This window comes from Amycolatopsis sp. 2-15 (assembly GCF_030285625.1).
Classification (GTDB): Bacteria; Actinomycetota; Actinomycetes; order Mycobacteriales; family Pseudonocardiaceae; genus Amycolatopsis; species Amycolatopsis carbonis.
Map to the genome: position 1 here is coordinate 1,268,607 of NZ_CP127294.1, position 14,109 is coordinate 1,282,715.

At 69.0% G+C, this 14,109-nt stretch carries 16 protein-coding genes; 15 read left to right on the forward strand and 1 reads right to left on the reverse strand.

What is annotated here, in order from left to right:
- Positions 1 to 228 precede the first annotated feature (228 nt).
- The 15 genes from QRX50_RS06285 (at position 229) to hypB (ending at position 11,926) form a co-directional block, all read left to right on the forward strand.
- Entirely contained in the window at positions 229 to 843 is a 615-nt protein-coding gene (locus tag QRX50_RS06285; RefSeq protein ID WP_285971015.1) for a D-sedoheptulose-7-phosphate isomerase, read from the forward strand.
- 47 nt (positions 844 to 890) lie between these two features.
- Positions 891 to 1,079, forward strand: coding sequence for a HypC/HybG/HupF family hydrogenase formation chaperone (locus QRX50_RS06290; RefSeq protein ID WP_434533322.1), 189 nt, complete (start codon positions 891 to 893; stop codon positions 1,077 to 1,079).
- 19 nt (positions 1,080 to 1,098) lie between these two features.
- The gene (locus QRX50_RS06295) at positions 1,099 to 1,785 is read left to right on the forward strand and encodes a D-sedoheptulose-7-phosphate isomerase (RefSeq protein WP_285971017.1); all 687 of its coding nucleotides are present in this window, start codon (positions 1,099 to 1,101) and stop codon (positions 1,783 to 1,785) included.
- Positions 1,782 to 2,831: an NADH-quinone oxidoreductase subunit B family protein gene (locus QRX50_RS06300; RefSeq protein WP_285971018.1), complete on the forward strand. Its 1,050-nt coding sequence runs from the start codon at positions 1,782 to 1,784 to the stop codon at positions 2,829 to 2,831. The genes QRX50_RS06295 and QRX50_RS06300 overlap by 4 nt, the downstream gene beginning before the upstream one ends.
- Before the next feature lie 13 nt (positions 2,832 to 2,844).
- On the forward strand, positions 2,845 to 4,641 hold the full coding sequence (locus QRX50_RS06305; RefSeq protein WP_285971019.1) for a nickel-dependent hydrogenase large subunit: 1,797 nt from the start codon (positions 2,845 to 2,847) through the stop codon (positions 4,639 to 4,641).
- Positions 4,642 to 4,645: 4 nt separating this feature from the next.
- On the forward strand, positions 4,646 to 5,212 hold the full coding sequence (locus QRX50_RS06310; protein WP_285971020.1) for a NifU family protein: 567 nt from the start codon (positions 4,646 to 4,648) through the stop codon (positions 5,210 to 5,212).
- Positions 5,209 to 5,826 carry a DUF5947 family protein gene (locus QRX50_RS06315; protein WP_285971021.1) on the forward strand — a complete coding sequence of 206 codons (618 nt, stop codon included), beginning with the start codon at positions 5,209 to 5,211 and terminating at the stop codon, positions 5,824 to 5,826. The genes QRX50_RS06310 and QRX50_RS06315 overlap by 4 nt, the downstream gene beginning before the upstream one ends.
- Positions 5,819 to 6,457 (forward strand): DUF6084 family protein, encoded by a 639-nt coding sequence (locus QRX50_RS06320; protein WP_285971022.1) that lies wholly within the window; start codon positions 5,819 to 5,821, stop codon positions 6,455 to 6,457. The genes QRX50_RS06315 and QRX50_RS06320 overlap by 8 nt, the downstream gene beginning before the upstream one ends.
- A complete protein-coding gene (locus QRX50_RS06325; protein WP_285971023.1) occupies positions 6,454 to 7,776 on the forward strand; it encodes a hypothetical protein in 1,323 nt (440 codons plus the stop codon). Before QRX50_RS06320 ends, QRX50_RS06325 begins: the two co-directional genes overlap by 4 nt.
- Positions 7,773 to 8,273 (forward strand): hydrogenase maturation protease, encoded by a 501-nt coding sequence (locus QRX50_RS06330; RefSeq protein WP_285971024.1) that lies wholly within the window; start codon positions 7,773 to 7,775, stop codon positions 8,271 to 8,273. The genes QRX50_RS06325 and QRX50_RS06330 overlap by 4 nt, the downstream gene beginning before the upstream one ends.
- Before the next feature lie 112 nt (positions 8,274 to 8,385).
- Positions 8,386 to 8,658 (forward strand): HypC/HybG/HupF family hydrogenase formation chaperone, encoded by a 273-nt coding sequence (locus QRX50_RS06335; RefSeq protein WP_220245723.1) that lies wholly within the window; start codon positions 8,386 to 8,388, stop codon positions 8,656 to 8,658.
- Positions 8,659 to 8,666: 8 nt separating this feature from the next.
- Positions 8,667 to 9,794, forward strand: coding sequence for a hydrogenase formation protein HypD (gene hypD, locus QRX50_RS06340; protein WP_285971025.1), 1,128 nt, complete (start codon positions 8,667 to 8,669; stop codon positions 9,792 to 9,794).
- Positions 9,791 to 10,867 (forward strand): hydrogenase expression/formation protein HypE, encoded by a 1,077-nt coding sequence (hypE, locus tag QRX50_RS06345; protein ID WP_285971026.1) that lies wholly within the window; start codon positions 9,791 to 9,793, stop codon positions 10,865 to 10,867. The genes hypD and hypE overlap by 4 nt, the downstream gene beginning before the upstream one ends.
- Entirely contained in the window at positions 10,867 to 11,196 is a 330-nt protein-coding gene (locus QRX50_RS06350) for a hydrogenase maturation nickel metallochaperone HypA/HybF (RefSeq protein WP_285971027.1), read from the forward strand. Before hypE ends, QRX50_RS06350 begins: the two co-directional genes overlap by 1 nt.
- A gap of 1 nt (position 11,197) precedes the next feature.
- Positions 11,198 to 11,926 carry a hydrogenase nickel incorporation protein HypB gene (gene hypB, locus QRX50_RS06355; RefSeq protein ID WP_434533243.1) on the forward strand — a complete coding sequence of 243 codons (729 nt, stop codon included), beginning with the start codon at positions 11,198 to 11,200 and terminating at the stop codon, positions 11,924 to 11,926.
- Here the strand turns inward: hypB and hypF are convergent.
- Positions 11,856 to 14,108, reverse strand: a complete 2,253-nt coding sequence (hypF, locus tag QRX50_RS06360; protein ID WP_285971029.1) for a carbamoyltransferase HypF — start codon at positions 14,106 to 14,108, stop codon at positions 11,856 to 11,858. The genes hypB and hypF overlap by 71 nt on opposite strands.
- Between the last annotated feature and the right edge of the window lies 1 nt (position 14,109).

Sequence of the window (14,109 nt, forward strand, 5' to 3'; positions counted from 1 at the left end):
GTCCGGTTCCGCCGCATCACCACCCCCGCGGCACCGCACCGAAATCTCCAGCCATCCCCACGTCGTCCCAAGAAACGCGGACCCGGTTCCGCGCACCACAACGTGGATCAAGACCAGCCGCCAGTCGGGTGAATTACTGCCCATTCCCGCGATCTATTGTGTGATCCAACTCACAGCTCTAGTGTGGGACGGGACTGCTCCCACCACCGAGCGCAGGGAAGTGCCGCCATGGTCGGCTCTCCGAGTACTTCTCCCGGTGCGGTGGCGGCGCTGTTCGAGCGCCGCGTCGTGCCGGGTGGAGAGCTGGGCGGGCAGGCGGAGGCGGTGGCCCAGGCGTGTCACGGGATGGCGCGGCGGTTCCACCGCGGCGGGAAGCTCGTGGTGTTCGGCAACGGGGGCGCGGGCACCGACGCGCAGCACGTGGCCGTGGAGTTCGTGCACCCCGTGATCGTGGGGAAGCGGGCGCTGCCGGCGATTTCGCTGACGGCCGACGTCGCCACGCTTACCAGCGTCGCGAACCGCAACGGGTTGCAAGAGATCTTCGCGTACCAGATCGAGTTCCTCGCCGAGCCGCAGGACATCGCGCTCGGCATCTCCTCCGATGGCGAGTGCGCCAACATCCGGCGCGGCCTCGAAGCCGCGCGTGACCTGGGGATGCTCACCATCGCGCTCACCGGTGGGACCGGCCCGGGCACCATCACCGCCGACCACGTGCTGCACGCGCGCTCCGACGACCCCCGCGTGGTCAAGGAAATCCACGTCACGACTTACCACGTTCTGTGGGAACTCGTGCACGTGTTCTTCGAACAACCCGGTGTTCTCACGCCGGAGGTGGCGTCGTGAACGCCCGTGACGCCGACAGAGCACCGGCCCCCGCCTGTCACGACGGGGTGTGCATCACCTGTTCAGATACGGCGGTCGAGGTGACCGTCATCGAACTCCTGGACCTCGGGTTCGCAGTCGTGGACACCGGCCAGGGCAGGGAAGAAGTCAGCGTTGCGCTGGTGGCAGCCAGTGTCGGCGACCGAATCCTCGTCCACGCCGGCGAAGCCATCGCACGTCTGGAAATTTCCGAGTAGCCGAGGGAGCTGAGCGGCCATGGATTCCGTGGGCGCGAGTGGTCTCGAGGAGCTGTACCCGTTTCTGTACTCGGGTACGAGTGACCTCGACGCGGTCCTGACCCAGGTCCGGCAGTCCACTGTGGAGAAAGCGCGCGAGATCGTCGCGCTGCGCCGCCAGGTTCTCGAATCCGACGGCGAGCGCCTCGCCGCGTGTGCGCGCGACCTCGCGCAGGCGTTCGCCGGCGGTGGCCGGCTGCTGGCCTTCGGCAATGGCGGCAGCTCCACCGACGCGCAGGACCTCGCGAGCCTGTTCCTCAGCCCCGACAGCCCGGACGGCAACGCCAGGCCCCTGCCCGCCTTCGGCCTCACCAACGACATCGCCGTGGTCACCGCCCTGTCCAACGACATCGGGTTCGACGTCGTGTTCTCCCGGCAGGTCGGCGCGTTCGGCCGCCGCGGCGACATCGCCGTGGGCCTGTCGACCAGCGGCAACTCGGCGAACCTGCTGGCCGCCTTCGACGAGGCCGCGCGCCGCGGCCTCGTCACCGTCGGCATCGCCGGGTACGACGGCGGCAAGATGGCCGAGCTCAGCAGCATCGACCACCTCTTCGTCGTGCCGTCGCCTTCCGTGCACCGCATCCAAGAAGCCCAGACGACCCTTTACCACGCACTGTGGGAACTCACCCTCGGTGCGCTCGACGACCTCGAGGGTGAACAGCCGTGACCCATGCCCGAGAAGAAGAGACGCCCATCCACATCCTGTGGATCAACGCCGGACTGTCCTGCGACGGCGATTCGGTCGCGCTGACCGCCGCCACGCAGCCGAGCATCGAGGAGATCGTGCTCGGCGCGCTGCCCGGCCTGCCGAAGGTCCAGGTGCATTGGCCGCTGATCGACTTCGAGAGCGGTCCGGACAAGGGCGCCGACACGTTCATCGAGTGGTTCTACAAGGCCGACCGCGGCGAACTGGAGCCGTTCGTGCTGGTCGTCGAGGGCTCGATCCCGAACGAGGCCATCAAAGCCGAGGGCTACTGGTGCGGCTTCGGCAACAACCCGGAGACGGGCCAGCCGATGACCACGAGCGAGTGGCTCGACCGCCTGGCACCCAAGGCGCTGGCCGTGGTCGCGGCCGGCACCTGCGCCGCGTACGGCGGCATCCACGCGATGGAGGGCAACCCGACCGGTGCGATGGGCGTGCCCGACTACCTCGGCTGGGACTGGAAGTCGAGCGCCGGCCTACCGATCGTCTGCATCCCCGGCTGCCCGACGCACCCGGACAACTTCTCCGAGACACTCACCTACCTGCTCTACCAGGCGGCCGGCCACGCGCCGATGATCCCGCTCGACGACCACCTCCGTCCACAGTGGCTCTTCGGCGCGACTGTCCACGAGGGGTGCGACCGGGCCGGCTACTACGAGCAGGGCCAGTTCGCCGAAGAGTACGACTCGCCGAAGTGCCTGGTGAAGCTCGGCTGCTGGGGCCCGGTCGTGAAGTGCAACGTGCCCAAGCGCGGCTGGATCAACGGCGTGGGCGGCTGCCCGAACGTCGGCGGCATCTGCATCGGCTGCACCATGCCGGGTTTCCCCGACAAGTTCATGCCGTTCATGGACGAGCCGCCCGGCGCCCACGTCTCCTCGATGGCCAGCGGTGCGTATGGCTCGGTGATCAGGCGGCTGCGGAAGTTCACCGAACGCAAGGCCGACCTGGAGCCCAAGTGGCGCCACAAGGGCAAGCAGCTCGAGACCGGCTACCGCTCCTCCTGGCGCTGAAAGGACTGGGGAAATGACGCGAACGGAAAGCGACAAGGGCGTCAGCACCAAGGGAAAAACCGACCTCGTCGAGATGGCCTGGGACCCGATCACGCGCATCGTGGGCAGCCTCGGGATCTACACGAAGATCGACTGGGCGGCCAAGAAGGTCGTGGAGTGCCACAGCACTTCGTCGGTCTTCCGCGGATACAGCATCTTCATGAAGGGCAAGGACCCGCGCGACGCGCACTTCATCACCAGCCGCATCTGCGGGATCTGCGGCGACAACCACGCCACGTGCTCGGTCTACAACCAGAACATGGCCTACGGTGTGCGCCCGCCGCACCTCGGCGAGTGGATCATCAACCTCGGCGAGGCCGCCGAGTACATGTTCGACCACAACATCTTCCAGGAGAACCTGGTCGGCGTCGACTACTGCGAGAAGATGGTGGCCGAGACCAACCCCGGCGTGCTGGAGCTGGCCAACCGCACCGAGGCGCCGCACGCCGGTGACCACGGGTACAAGACCATCGGCGACATCATGCGCTCGCTCAACCCGTTGGAAGGCGAGTTCTACCGCGAAGCCCTGCAGGTCAGCCGGTCTACGCGCGAGATGTTCTGCCTCATGGAAGGCCGCCACGTCCACCCGTCCACTTTGTACCCGGGCGGCGTCGGGACGATCGCGACGGTGCAGCTGTTCACCGACTACCTCACCCGGCTGATGCGCTACGTCGAGTTCATGAAGCGCTGCCTGCCGATGCACGACGATCTGTTCGACTTCTTCTACGAAGCCATCCCCGGCTACGAAGAGGTCGGCCGCCGGCGCATCCTGCTCGGCTGCTGGGGCAGCCTGAACAACCCGGAGTACTGCGACTTCACCTACGAGAACATGGAGTCCTGGGGCCGCAAGATGTTCGTGACGCCCGGCGTGGTCGTCGACGGCAAGCTGGTCACCACGAGCCTGCTCGACATCAACCTCGGCATCCGGATCCTGCTCGGCTCGTCCTTCTACGAGGACTGGGAGGGCATGGACAAGTTCGTGACGCACGACCCGCTGGGCAACCCCGTGGACTCGCGCCACCCGTGGAACCAGCACACGATCCCGCGGCCGCAGAAACGCGACTTCGACGACAAGTACTCGTGGACGATGTCGCCGCGCTGGTTCGACGGCACCGACCACCTCGCGCTCGACACCGGCGGCGGCCCGATCGCCCGGCTGTGGGTCACCGCGCTGGCCGGCCTCGTGGACACCGACTACGTGAAGTCCACCGGGCACAGCGTGGTGATCAACCTGCCGCGCACGGCCACGAAACCCGAGGTCAACTTCGAGTGGAAGATCCCGAAGTGGAGCAACGCGCTCGAACGCAACCGCGCCCGCACGTACTTCCAGGCGTATGCGGCCGGCCTCGCGCTGCACTTCGCGGAACGTGCACTCGGCGAGGTCCGCAGCGGCAACACGAAGACGTGGGAGCCGTTCAAGGTGCCCGAGGAAGGCGTGTCGTGCGGGTTCACCGAAGCGGTGCGCGGGGTCCTTTCGCACCACATGGTGATCAAGGGCGGCAAGATCGCGAACTACCACCCGTACCCGCCGACGCCGTGGAACGGCAGCGTGCGCGACTCCTTCGGCACGCCGGGTCCGTATGAGGACGCGGTGCAGAACACGCCGATCTTCGAGGAGAACACACAGGAGAACTTCAAGGGCATCGACATCATGCGCACCGTGCGCAGCTTCGACCCCTGCCTGCCCTGCGGCGTGCACATGTACACCGGCAAGGGCAAGACGCTCGACCGGATCCACACCCCCCACGCGTTCGGCGGAGAGGTGTTCTGAAACCATGACGGACCGCGATATCGGCCAGGTCGGCGAACGTATCGAGCAGCTCCTCGGTGAGCTCGCGGCGGAGGCGGGCAGCACCGTGGCGGACAGGGCTGAGGACCTCGTCCACACGCTGCTCGAGTTCTACGGCGCCGGCCTGACGACCATCGTGTCCGTCCTGCGAGAGGACGTCGCCGGCGAGGTGCTGCTGGAGCGCCTCGCCGGCGACGACCATGTGCGCGGGCTGCTGGTCCTCCACGACCTGCATCCGAAGTCCACTTTGGACCGGGTGACCGAGGCGCTCGACGAAGTGCGGCCGTACCTGGGCTCGCACTCCGGAGACGTCGACATCGTCGGCATCGACACCGAAGGCGTGCTGCGGCTGCAGCTGCAGGGCACGTGCGACGGCTGCCCGTCCTCCACCGTCACGGCGAAGATGGCCATCGAACGCGTGGTGCGCGAGGCCGCGCCGGAGCTCACCGACGTGGTGGTGGCCGGGGTGGTGCCCGAACCGACCGGCCCGGGCGGACGTCCGCTGCTGCCACTCGAGACGATCGAGTGCCCGGTCCCCGTGGAGCAGGCATGACGGGCGGTCTGCGCAAGTTCCTGACGCCGGCCGAGCGACCGGCGCCCGGTGAAAGGTGTGAACTGTGCACGGAGCCGATCGGCGTCGGCCACGGACACGTGATCGACCTCGAATCGCGCACCATCATGTGCACCTGCCGGGGCTGCTACCTGCTGTTCAACCACACCGGCGCCGGTGGCCACCGCCATCGCGCGGTGCCGACGCGGTACCGGCACACCGCGCGCTTCCCGGCCGGCGCGACGCTGTGGGAAACGGCCGGGATCCCCGTGCGGATGGCGTTCCTGTTCTACAACTCGGTGCAGGAACGCGCGGTCGCGTTCTACCCGAGCCCCGCCGGTGCGACGGAGTCGCTGCTGCCGCTCGACACGTGGGCCGAGCTGCTGGACGCGCAGCCCGAGTTCAGCACCGTCGCCCCCGACGTCGAGGCGGTGCTGGTCAACAAGCACGACGTCGGCTTCGAGGCGTTCCTCGTGCCGATCGACGTGTGTTACGAGCTCGTCGGCCTCGTCCGGCTGCACTGGCACGGGTTCGACGGCGGCACCGAAGCGCACGAAGCCATCGACCGCTTCTTCGCCGAGCTTCGCGACCGCGGAGAGGTCGCCGCGGATGGCTGAGCTCACCTTCGACTGCCTGGACGTGCGCCCGGTGAAGTACGCGGCGTCGCCGACGCTCGCGTTCAGCATGAAGATCACCGAGCTCACCGCCCAGCCGATCCACGCGCTCGTGCTGCGGGTGCAGCTGCGGATCGAACCGCAGCGGCGCCACTACGGCAGCGGGGAGTCGGAGCTGCTCACCAACCTGTTCGGCGACCCCTCACGCTGGGGCGAGACGCTGAAGCCGTTCCAGTTCGCGACCGTGGCGGTGATGGTGCCGAGTTTCACGCGCACCACGGAGTTCCAGCTCGAGGTGCCCTGCACGTACGACCTGGAAGTGGCCGCCGGCAAGTACTTCCACGCGCTCGCCGACGGCGTCGTCCCGCTCGTGCTGCTGTTCAGCGGAACGGTGTTCGCGAAAGGCGGCCCGGGCTTCTGGGTCGAGCCCGTGCCGTGGCACACCGAAGCCGAGTGCCGGATGCCGATCGCCGCGTGGGACGAGCTGATGAACCAGTACTTCCCCAACGTCGCGTGGCTGAAGCTGCACCGCGAGACCGTCGACGCGCTGCTGCGGTACAAGTCGCGCCACGCCATCCCGACGTGGGACGCGGCGATGGAGCACCTGCTGGCGAACGCGGGTGATGACCTGTGACCAGCGTGTTCGACCAGGCCCGCGCCGTCGGCGACGCCGTGCTGTACGAGGGATACCTGCTGTACCCGTACCGTGCGTCGGCGCGGAAGAACCGCGTGCGCTGGCAGTGGGGTGTGCTGATGCCGCCAACGTATGCGTCGCAGGAGCCCGGTGAGTACGCGACTTCGCGCACGGAGTGCCTGCTGGAGCCGCGCAAGCACACCTCGGTGCACCTGACACTGCGGTTCCTGCAGGCCCAGGAACGCCTGGTGCACGACGGCCACGGGTTCGTCGACTCCGTGACCGTGGCCGGCAAGGACTACACGACGTGGGACGAAGCCGTCGAGCACGAGCTGACCTTCGTGATCCCCGTGGCCGAGTTGCTCGCGCAGCCGGTGGAGCTGCCATTCTCAGTTCCACCGGCCGAAACGCGCGAGTGCGTGGGCGACCACTGCACGCTCGTACGCCGCTCCGGCGAGCTGGCCGGCGTGCTCACGGCCCGCCTCGACGCGCTCGACGGCCCCTTCGGCGGCACGCGGCTGCGACTGGACCTGCGCAACACGAGTACGTGGCCGTCGGACGACGTCCGCGAATCGGCGCTGCGCAGGGCGTTGCTCGCCGCGCACGTGATCCTGGCGGTGGACTCGGGCCACTTCCTCTCGATGCTCGACCCGCCCGAGTGGGCGAAGCCGGCCGTCGAGGCGTGTGTGAACGAGCGCGTGTGGCCGGTGCTGATCGGCGGGTCGTCACGGAGCGGGGTGATGCTGGCGTCCCCCATCATCCTGTACGACGACCCGTCGATCGCCCCCGAAAGCCCCGGTGAGCTCTTCGACGGCACGGAGATCGACGAGATCCTCACGTTGCGCACGATGGCGCTCACCGACGAGGAGAAACGCGAGGCCCGAGCGACGGATCCCCGGGCGGCGGCGCTGGTGGACCGCGTGGACGACCTGCCGCAGGAGCTGCTCGACCGGCTGCACGGCACCGTGCGATACCTGCGCTCGGTGACCGGGGAGGAAACCGACCTGCCGGCGAACCCCGAGGTGCCCTGGTGGGACCCCGGAGCCGACGCGTCCGTCTCCCCGGAGACCGACGGTGTCGTGGTCGCCGGCACCCGCGTCGCCGCGGGCTCGCGCGTGCGGCTGCACCCGAACCTGCGGGGCGCCGACGCGCAGGACATGTTCCTCACCGGCCGCGTCGCCACCGTGCGCGCGGTGCTGTCCGATGTGGACGGGACCACGCACGTGGCCGTGACCCTCGACGACGACCCGGGCGCCGATCTGCAGAACGCCCACGGCCGCTTCCGCTACTTCTCCCCCGACGAATTGGAGCCGACATGAGACCGCAGGTGATGGTGGCGGGGATCGGCAACATCTTCCTCGGCGACGACGGCTTCGGCGTCGAAGTGCTCAAGCAGCTCGAACACGAGGAGCTGCCGGAGTGGGTGCAGATCGCCGACTACGGCGTCTCCGGCCTGCACCTGGCCTACGACCTGCTCGGCGGTTACGACACCACGATCCTGCTCGACGCGACGCCGCACGGGGTCGAGCCGGGCACGTTGTCGCTGATCGAGGCCGACGTCGACGCGATGGCGGCAGCGCCCGTCATCGACGCCCACGGCATGCAGCCCGAGGCGGTGTTCCGCCTGCTGCGGCTGCTCGGCGGCGACGCGGGGCGGGTGCTGATCGTGGGCTGTGAGCCGAAGTCGGTCGAGTCCGGGATCGGGCTCAGCGCCGAGGTCGCGGCGGCCGTGCCCGCGGCCGTGCGCGCGGTGAAGGAACTGGCGTGGGGCACCACCCCGCGTCTCCCGCAAGACTCCCTCAAGACGGAGGTCTGACCATGCTCAAGCGGTGGCTGCTGCTGATCGTGCTCGTCGGCGTGGTGGCGTGGATCGCCATGCAAGTGAAGCCGGACGTGCAGCGTTACGTCGACATGAGCCGGAAATAGCCGTGTGCCTCGGCATTCCGGGCGAGATCATCGAGATCAGCGAGGAACGTCCGGACCTCGCGAAAGTCTCGGTGTGCGGGGTGAAGCGGGCCATCAACATCGGCCTGCTCGCCGACGACCCACCCGAGCCCGGTGAGTGGATCCTCATCCACGTCGGGTTCGCACTGTCCAAAATAGACGAGGAGGAGGCCGCCGCGGCGCTGGAGTTCCTGGAGAGCATCGGGAAGGCGTACGAGGACGAGATGGCCGCCCTGCTCGAGTCCAGAATCGATTAGGAGCGCTCATGCGGTTCGTCGACGAGTTCCGCGACGCGGACAAGGCACGGGCGTTGTCCGCCAAGATCACCGCGCTGTGCGAGCCCGGCAGGCACTACAAGTTCATGGAGGTGTGCGGCGGCCACACGCACACGATCTACAAGCACGGCCTCGAGGACTACCTGCCCGAGAGCGTCGAGCTCGTGCACGGCCCGGGCTGCCCGGTGTGCGTGATCCCGATGGGCCGCATCGACGACGCGATCAGTATCGCGCGCCGGCCCGGGGTGCTGATGACCTCGTTCGGCGACATGATGCGCGTGCCCGGCTCGGGCGGGAACTTCTTCGACTCCAACGCCGAGGGCACCAACATCCGGATGGTGTACTCGCCGCTCGACTCGCTGAAGATCGCCCGGCAGAACCCCGACCTGCAGGTGGTCTTCATGGCCATCGGGTTCGAGACGACCACACCGTCGACCGCGATGACCCTGCTGCGCGCGGCCGACGAAGGGATCCCGAACTTCTCGATCTTCGCCAACCACGTGACGATCGTGCCCGCCATCAAGGCCATCCTCGACTCACCCGACCTGCGGCTCGACGGGTTCCTCGGCCCGGGCCACGTGTCGACGGTGATCGGCTGCCGGCCGTACGAGTTCATCTCGCGCGACTACGGCAAGCCCGTGGTGGTCGCCGGGTTCGAGCCGCTGGACATCCTGCAGTCGATCTACCTGTTGATGGTGCAGCTGTCCGAAGGCCGCGCCGAGGTGGAGAACCAGTACTCGCGCGTGGTGCCGTGGGACGGCAACCTCGTGGCGCTCAAGGTGATCAACGAGGTGATGGAGCTGCGGCCGTACTTCGAGTGGCGCGGCCTCGGGTTCATCTCGCACTCGGCGATGCGCGTGCGGGAGAAGTACGCCGCGTTCGACGCCGAGCGCCTCTTCGACGTGCCGGGCGTGCGCGTGGCGGATCCCAAGGCGTGCCAGTGCGGTGAGGTGCTCAAGGGGGTGCTGAAGCCGTGGGAGTGCAAGGTGTTCGGCACGGCGTGCACGCCGGAGACGCCCATCGGCACCTGCATGGTCTCGCCCGAAGGCGCGTGTGCGGCGTACTACAACTTCGGCCGGTTCAGCCGCAAGCGCGTGCGGGAGGCGAGCCACGCATGACCACCACGGAACGCGAGCAGCAGGTGCTCGACCGCATCGAACGCGCCCGGCGGCGGCGCGCGAAGGTGCGCGAGGAGCGCATCACCCTGTCCCACGGCTCGGGCGGCAAGGCGACGCACACGCTGATCGAGGCGGTGTTCCTCGACGCGTTCCGCAACCCGCTGCTGGAGCCGATGGAGGACGCGGCCGCGCTCGCCATCGGCGGGGCGCAGCTGGCGCTCACCACGGACTCGTTCGTGGTGTCGCCGCTGTTCTTCCCCGGCGGCGACATCGGCGACCTGGCCGTGAACGGCACGGTCAACGATCTCGCCGTGTCCGGCGCGCGGCCGCTCTACCTCACGGCCGGGTTCATCCTCGAAGAAGGCTTCCCGGTCGAGGACCTGCTGAAGATCGTCGACTCGATGAAGGCGGCGGCGCTCGCGGCCGACGTGCAGATCGTCACCGGGGACACGAAGGTCGTGCAGCGCGGCAAGGGCGACGGCGTGTATATCAACACGGCCGGCATCGGCGTCTCGATCCGCTCGGGGCTGGGGGTCGCCTCGGTCCGGCCGGGCGACGCGGTGCTGGTGTCGGGGCCGATCGGCGACCACGGCGTCACGATCATGCTGGCGCGCGGCGAGCTGGACATCGACGCCGACATCGAGTCCGACACCGCGCCCGTCCACAGGCTGGTGGCGGGGCTGCTCGCGGCGGTGCCCGGCGTGCGCGCGATGCGGGACGCGACCCGCGGCGGGGTGGCGACGATCCTCAACGAGGTCGCCAAGGCCGCCGAGGTTTCGGTGATCGTCGACGAGAACGCCGTGCCCGTGCGCGACGAGGTGCGCGGTGCGTCGGAGCTGCTCGGCATCGACCCGCTGTACGTGGCGTGCGAGGGCCGGATCGTGGCGTTCGTCGACGGCGCCCAGGTCGACGACGCGCTGGCGGCGCTGCGGTCGCACCCGCTCGGTGCGGAGGCGGCGGTGATCGGCCGCGTGGCCGACGACCCGCCGGGGCTGGTGCTGCTGAACACCGCGTTCGGCGGCACGCGGATCGTGGACATGCTGGTGGGCGACCCGCTGCCGAGGATCTGCTAGTGCACGAGATGTCGATCACGCAGAGCGTCGTCGACGCGATCGTCTCGCGGCTCGGCGACGCGGAGGTGCGCAGCGTACGGCTGGAAATCGGGCGGCTGTCCGGCGTGGTGCCGGACAGCGTGCGGTTCTGTTTCGACGTGGTGTGCGCCGGCACGTCGCTGCAGGGCGCGGAATTGGAGATCGACGAGCCGCCCGGGCGGGCCGCGTGCCGTGACTGCGGGGCGGAGTTCGGGATCGACGACCCGATCCTGCTGTGTGCGTGCGGCAGCGCGAACGTCGAGGTGCTGGCGGGGCGGCAGCTGCGCATCAAGTCCGTGGAGGTGGTTTGAGGTGTGTGCGACGTGTGGTTGTTCGGATGACGCGGCGGTCCATTCCCACGCCGATGATCATTCGCACGCCGAGGGCTCTCACACGGTGGTGCTGGAGCAGGACGTGCTGGCCAAGAACGACCACCTGGCCGGGCACAACCGCTCGCGGCTGCGCGACCTGGGCGTGTTCGCGGTCAACCTGATGAGCTCACCGGGGGCGGGCAAGACGACGTTGTTGGAACAGACTGTGCACGCGCTGGGTGCGTCGGTGCCGCTCGCGGTCGTCGAAGGTGATCAGGAAACGCTGCTGGACGCCGATCGCATCAAGGCTTCGGGCGCGCCCGTCGTGCAGATCAACACCGGCGCCGGCTGCCACCTCGACGCGACGATGCTCTCGCGCGCGCTCGACACGCTGGCGCCGGCGCGGGGTTCGGTGCTGTTCGTGGAGAACGTCGGGAACCTCGTGTGCCCCGCGTTGTTCGACCTCGGCGAGGCGGCGCGGGTGGTGATCATGTCCGTGACCGAAGGGCCGGGCAAGCCGCTGAAGTACCCGCACATGTTCGCGTCGACGGATCTGGTGCTGCTCAACAAGGTCGACCTGCTGCCGTATGTGTCGTTCTCGGTGCCGGAGTTCCTGCACGACCTGCGGCACGTCAACCCGGACGCGCGCGTGGTGGAGATCAGCGCGACCCGGGGTGACGGCCTGGACGAGTGGTACGGCTGGCTGCGACGGCGACCTGACCGAGGCTGATGCCGCCGTCGTTGGTCGGCACGCGGGAATGCGTGAGGACGCGGAAACCCTGGTGCGCCAAGGACTCTGCGGTTCTTTCCAGAAGCAGGAGGTTCTGGAAGACACCGCCGGACAGGACGACGGTCGTGAGCGCTGTCGTGTCGCGCAGGCGGGTGCAGGTTTCGGTGATGGCTTCGGCGACGCCGTTGTGGAAGCGGGCGGCGACGACCGGGCGTGGGGTGCCGTGGTCGAGGTCCTCGACCACGGCACGGAGCAAGTCCACACCGGACACTTCCGTCGGGGTCTGCTCGCAGCGGTAAGCAGCGCGTTCTGCCGGATCGGCGAGTTGCTCCAGCTCAACGGCGGCCTGGCCTTCGTAGTTGATCTCGTCGCGGACGCCGAGCACGGCGGCGACGGCGTCGAACAGCCGGCCGGCGCTGGACGTGAGCGGCGAAGCGAGGCCGGTGCGGGCGAGGTGGAGGACGCCGTCCCACTGGTCTTCGTGACGGGCGCGGAGTGCTGTCGACCGGATGTTCGCGGCATCGAGGTAGGCGGCGGCCATGCGCCAGGGCTGGCGGATGGCCGTGGCGCCGCCGGGCAGCCGGATCGGCGCGAGGTGGGCCAGGCGTTCGAAACCGGTGAGGTCGGCGTTCAGGAACTCGCCGCCCCAGAGGGTGCCGTCGGTTCCGTAGCCGGTGCCGTCGAACGCGACGCCGAGGACGGGGCCGGCTTCGCCGTTGTCGGCCAGGCAGGAGGCGATGTGGGCGTGGTGGTGCTGCACGCCGACGAGCTCGACGTCTTCGAGGTCCAGCGCGTGTTTCGTGGACAGGTACTCGGGGTGCAGGTCGTGGGCGACGACTGTCGGCGTGACGTCGAACAGCTCGCGGAAGTGCGCGATGCCGGTCTCGTAGGCCTTGAACGTCTCGTAGTTGTCGAGGTCACCGATGTGGTGGGAGAGGAAGGCGTGGGTGTCCTTGGCCAGGCAGAACGTGTTCTTCAGCTCCGCGCCGCAGCCCAGGATGTGCTCGGTGAGCCTTGAACGCAGCGTCACGGGCTCCGGCACGTAACCACGCGAACGGCGTTGCAGCTGCACCCGGTCGCGCCACACCCGCACCACGGAGTCGTCGGTCCGGGTGTGGATGGCCCGGTCGTGCGTGAGGAACGCGTCGGCGATCCCGGACAGCCGCGCGAAGGCGTCTTCGTCGCGGTAGACGATGGGCTCGTCGGACACGTTCGCGCTGGTCAGCACGATCGGCCGGCCGAGATCGCAGAGCAGCAGGTGGTGCAGCGGCGTGTACGGCAGCATGACCCCGATCCGCCGGTTGCCGGGCGCCACCGAGGGCGCGAGCGGTCCGTTCGCGACGCGCGGGAGCAGCACGATCGGCCGCCGGTGCCCGGTCAGCACGGCCGCGGAGACGTCGTCGACCTCCGCGATCGCTCGCGCCGCCGCGAGATCGGGGACCATCACGGCGAACGGCTTGTCCTCGCGGTGTTTCCTGCCGCGCAGCGCGGCCACGGCCGGCTCGTCGGCCGCGTCCACGGCGAGGTGGTAACCGCCGAGTCCCTTCACCGCGACCACGGCGCCCGCCCCGATTGCGTCCACAGTGGACTCGATCGGCTCCCCGCCACCCGAGAATACCAGCCGTGGCCCGCAAACCGGGCAGCACACCGGCTGTGCGTGGAACCTCCGGTCACCCGGATCTTCGTACTCCTGCCGGCAATCCGCGCACAACGCGAACCCGGCCATCGTCGTCAACGGCCGGTCGTAGGGCACGCCGCGCACGATCGTGAACCGCGGCCCGCAATTGGTGCAGTTGACGAACGGATACCGGTATCGCCGATCCCCCGGATCCCGCAGTTCGGCCAGGCAGTCCGCGCAGGTCGCGCTGTCCGCGGACACCAGCGTCGCCGCCTCGCCGCCGGCCGGGCTGGCGACGATCTCGAAGCCGCTTGCTCCGGTGGCCGGCACGCGGGTCACGCGCACGTCGTCGACCACAGCCAACGGCGGCGCCTCGGCCCGCAGCGCCGACACGAAGGCGTTCAGGTCGTCCGAAGCGCCCTCGACCTCGACAAACACTCCACGGCTGTCGTTGCCCACGAAGCCGGTGAGCCCGAGCCGTCGCGCGAGCCCGTGGACGAAGGGCCGAAACCCCACGCCCTGCACCACTCCGTCGACCCGCACCGCGAAGCGCCCGAGCGCCATC

Coding starts and splice junctions, on each gene's coding strand:
- QRX50_RS06295 (WP_285971017.1), top strand. CDS start 1,099: ATGGATTCCGTGGGCGCGAGTGGTCTCGAGGAGCTGTACCCGTTTCTG.
- QRX50_RS06315 (WP_285971021.1), top strand. CDS start 5,209: ATGACGGGCGGTCTGCGCAAGTTCCTGACGCCGGCCGAGCGACCGGCG.
- hypF (WP_285971029.1), bottom strand. CDS start 14,108: ATGGCGCTCGGGCGCTTCGCGGTGCGGGTCGACGGAGTGGTGCAGGGC.
- QRX50_RS06320 (WP_285971022.1), top strand. CDS start 5,819: ATGGCTGAGCTCACCTTCGACTGCCTGGACGTGCGCCCGGTGAAGTAC.
- QRX50_RS06305 (WP_285971019.1), top strand. CDS start 2,845: ATGACGCGAACGGAAAGCGACAAGGGCGTCAGCACCAAGGGAAAAACC.
- QRX50_RS06330 (WP_285971024.1), top strand. CDS start 7,773: ATGAGACCGCAGGTGATGGTGGCGGGGATCGGCAACATCTTCCTCGGC.
- QRX50_RS06310 (WP_285971020.1), top strand. CDS start 4,646: ATGACGGACCGCGATATCGGCCAGGTCGGCGAACGTATCGAGCAGCTC.
- hypD (WP_285971025.1), top strand. CDS start 8,667: ATGCGGTTCGTCGACGAGTTCCGCGACGCGGACAAGGCACGGGCGTTG.
- QRX50_RS06285 (WP_285971015.1), top strand. CDS start 229: ATGGTCGGCTCTCCGAGTACTTCTCCCGGTGCGGTGGCGGCGCTGTTC.
- hypE (WP_285971026.1), top strand. CDS start 9,791: ATGACCACCACGGAACGCGAGCAGCAGGTGCTCGACCGCATCGAACGC.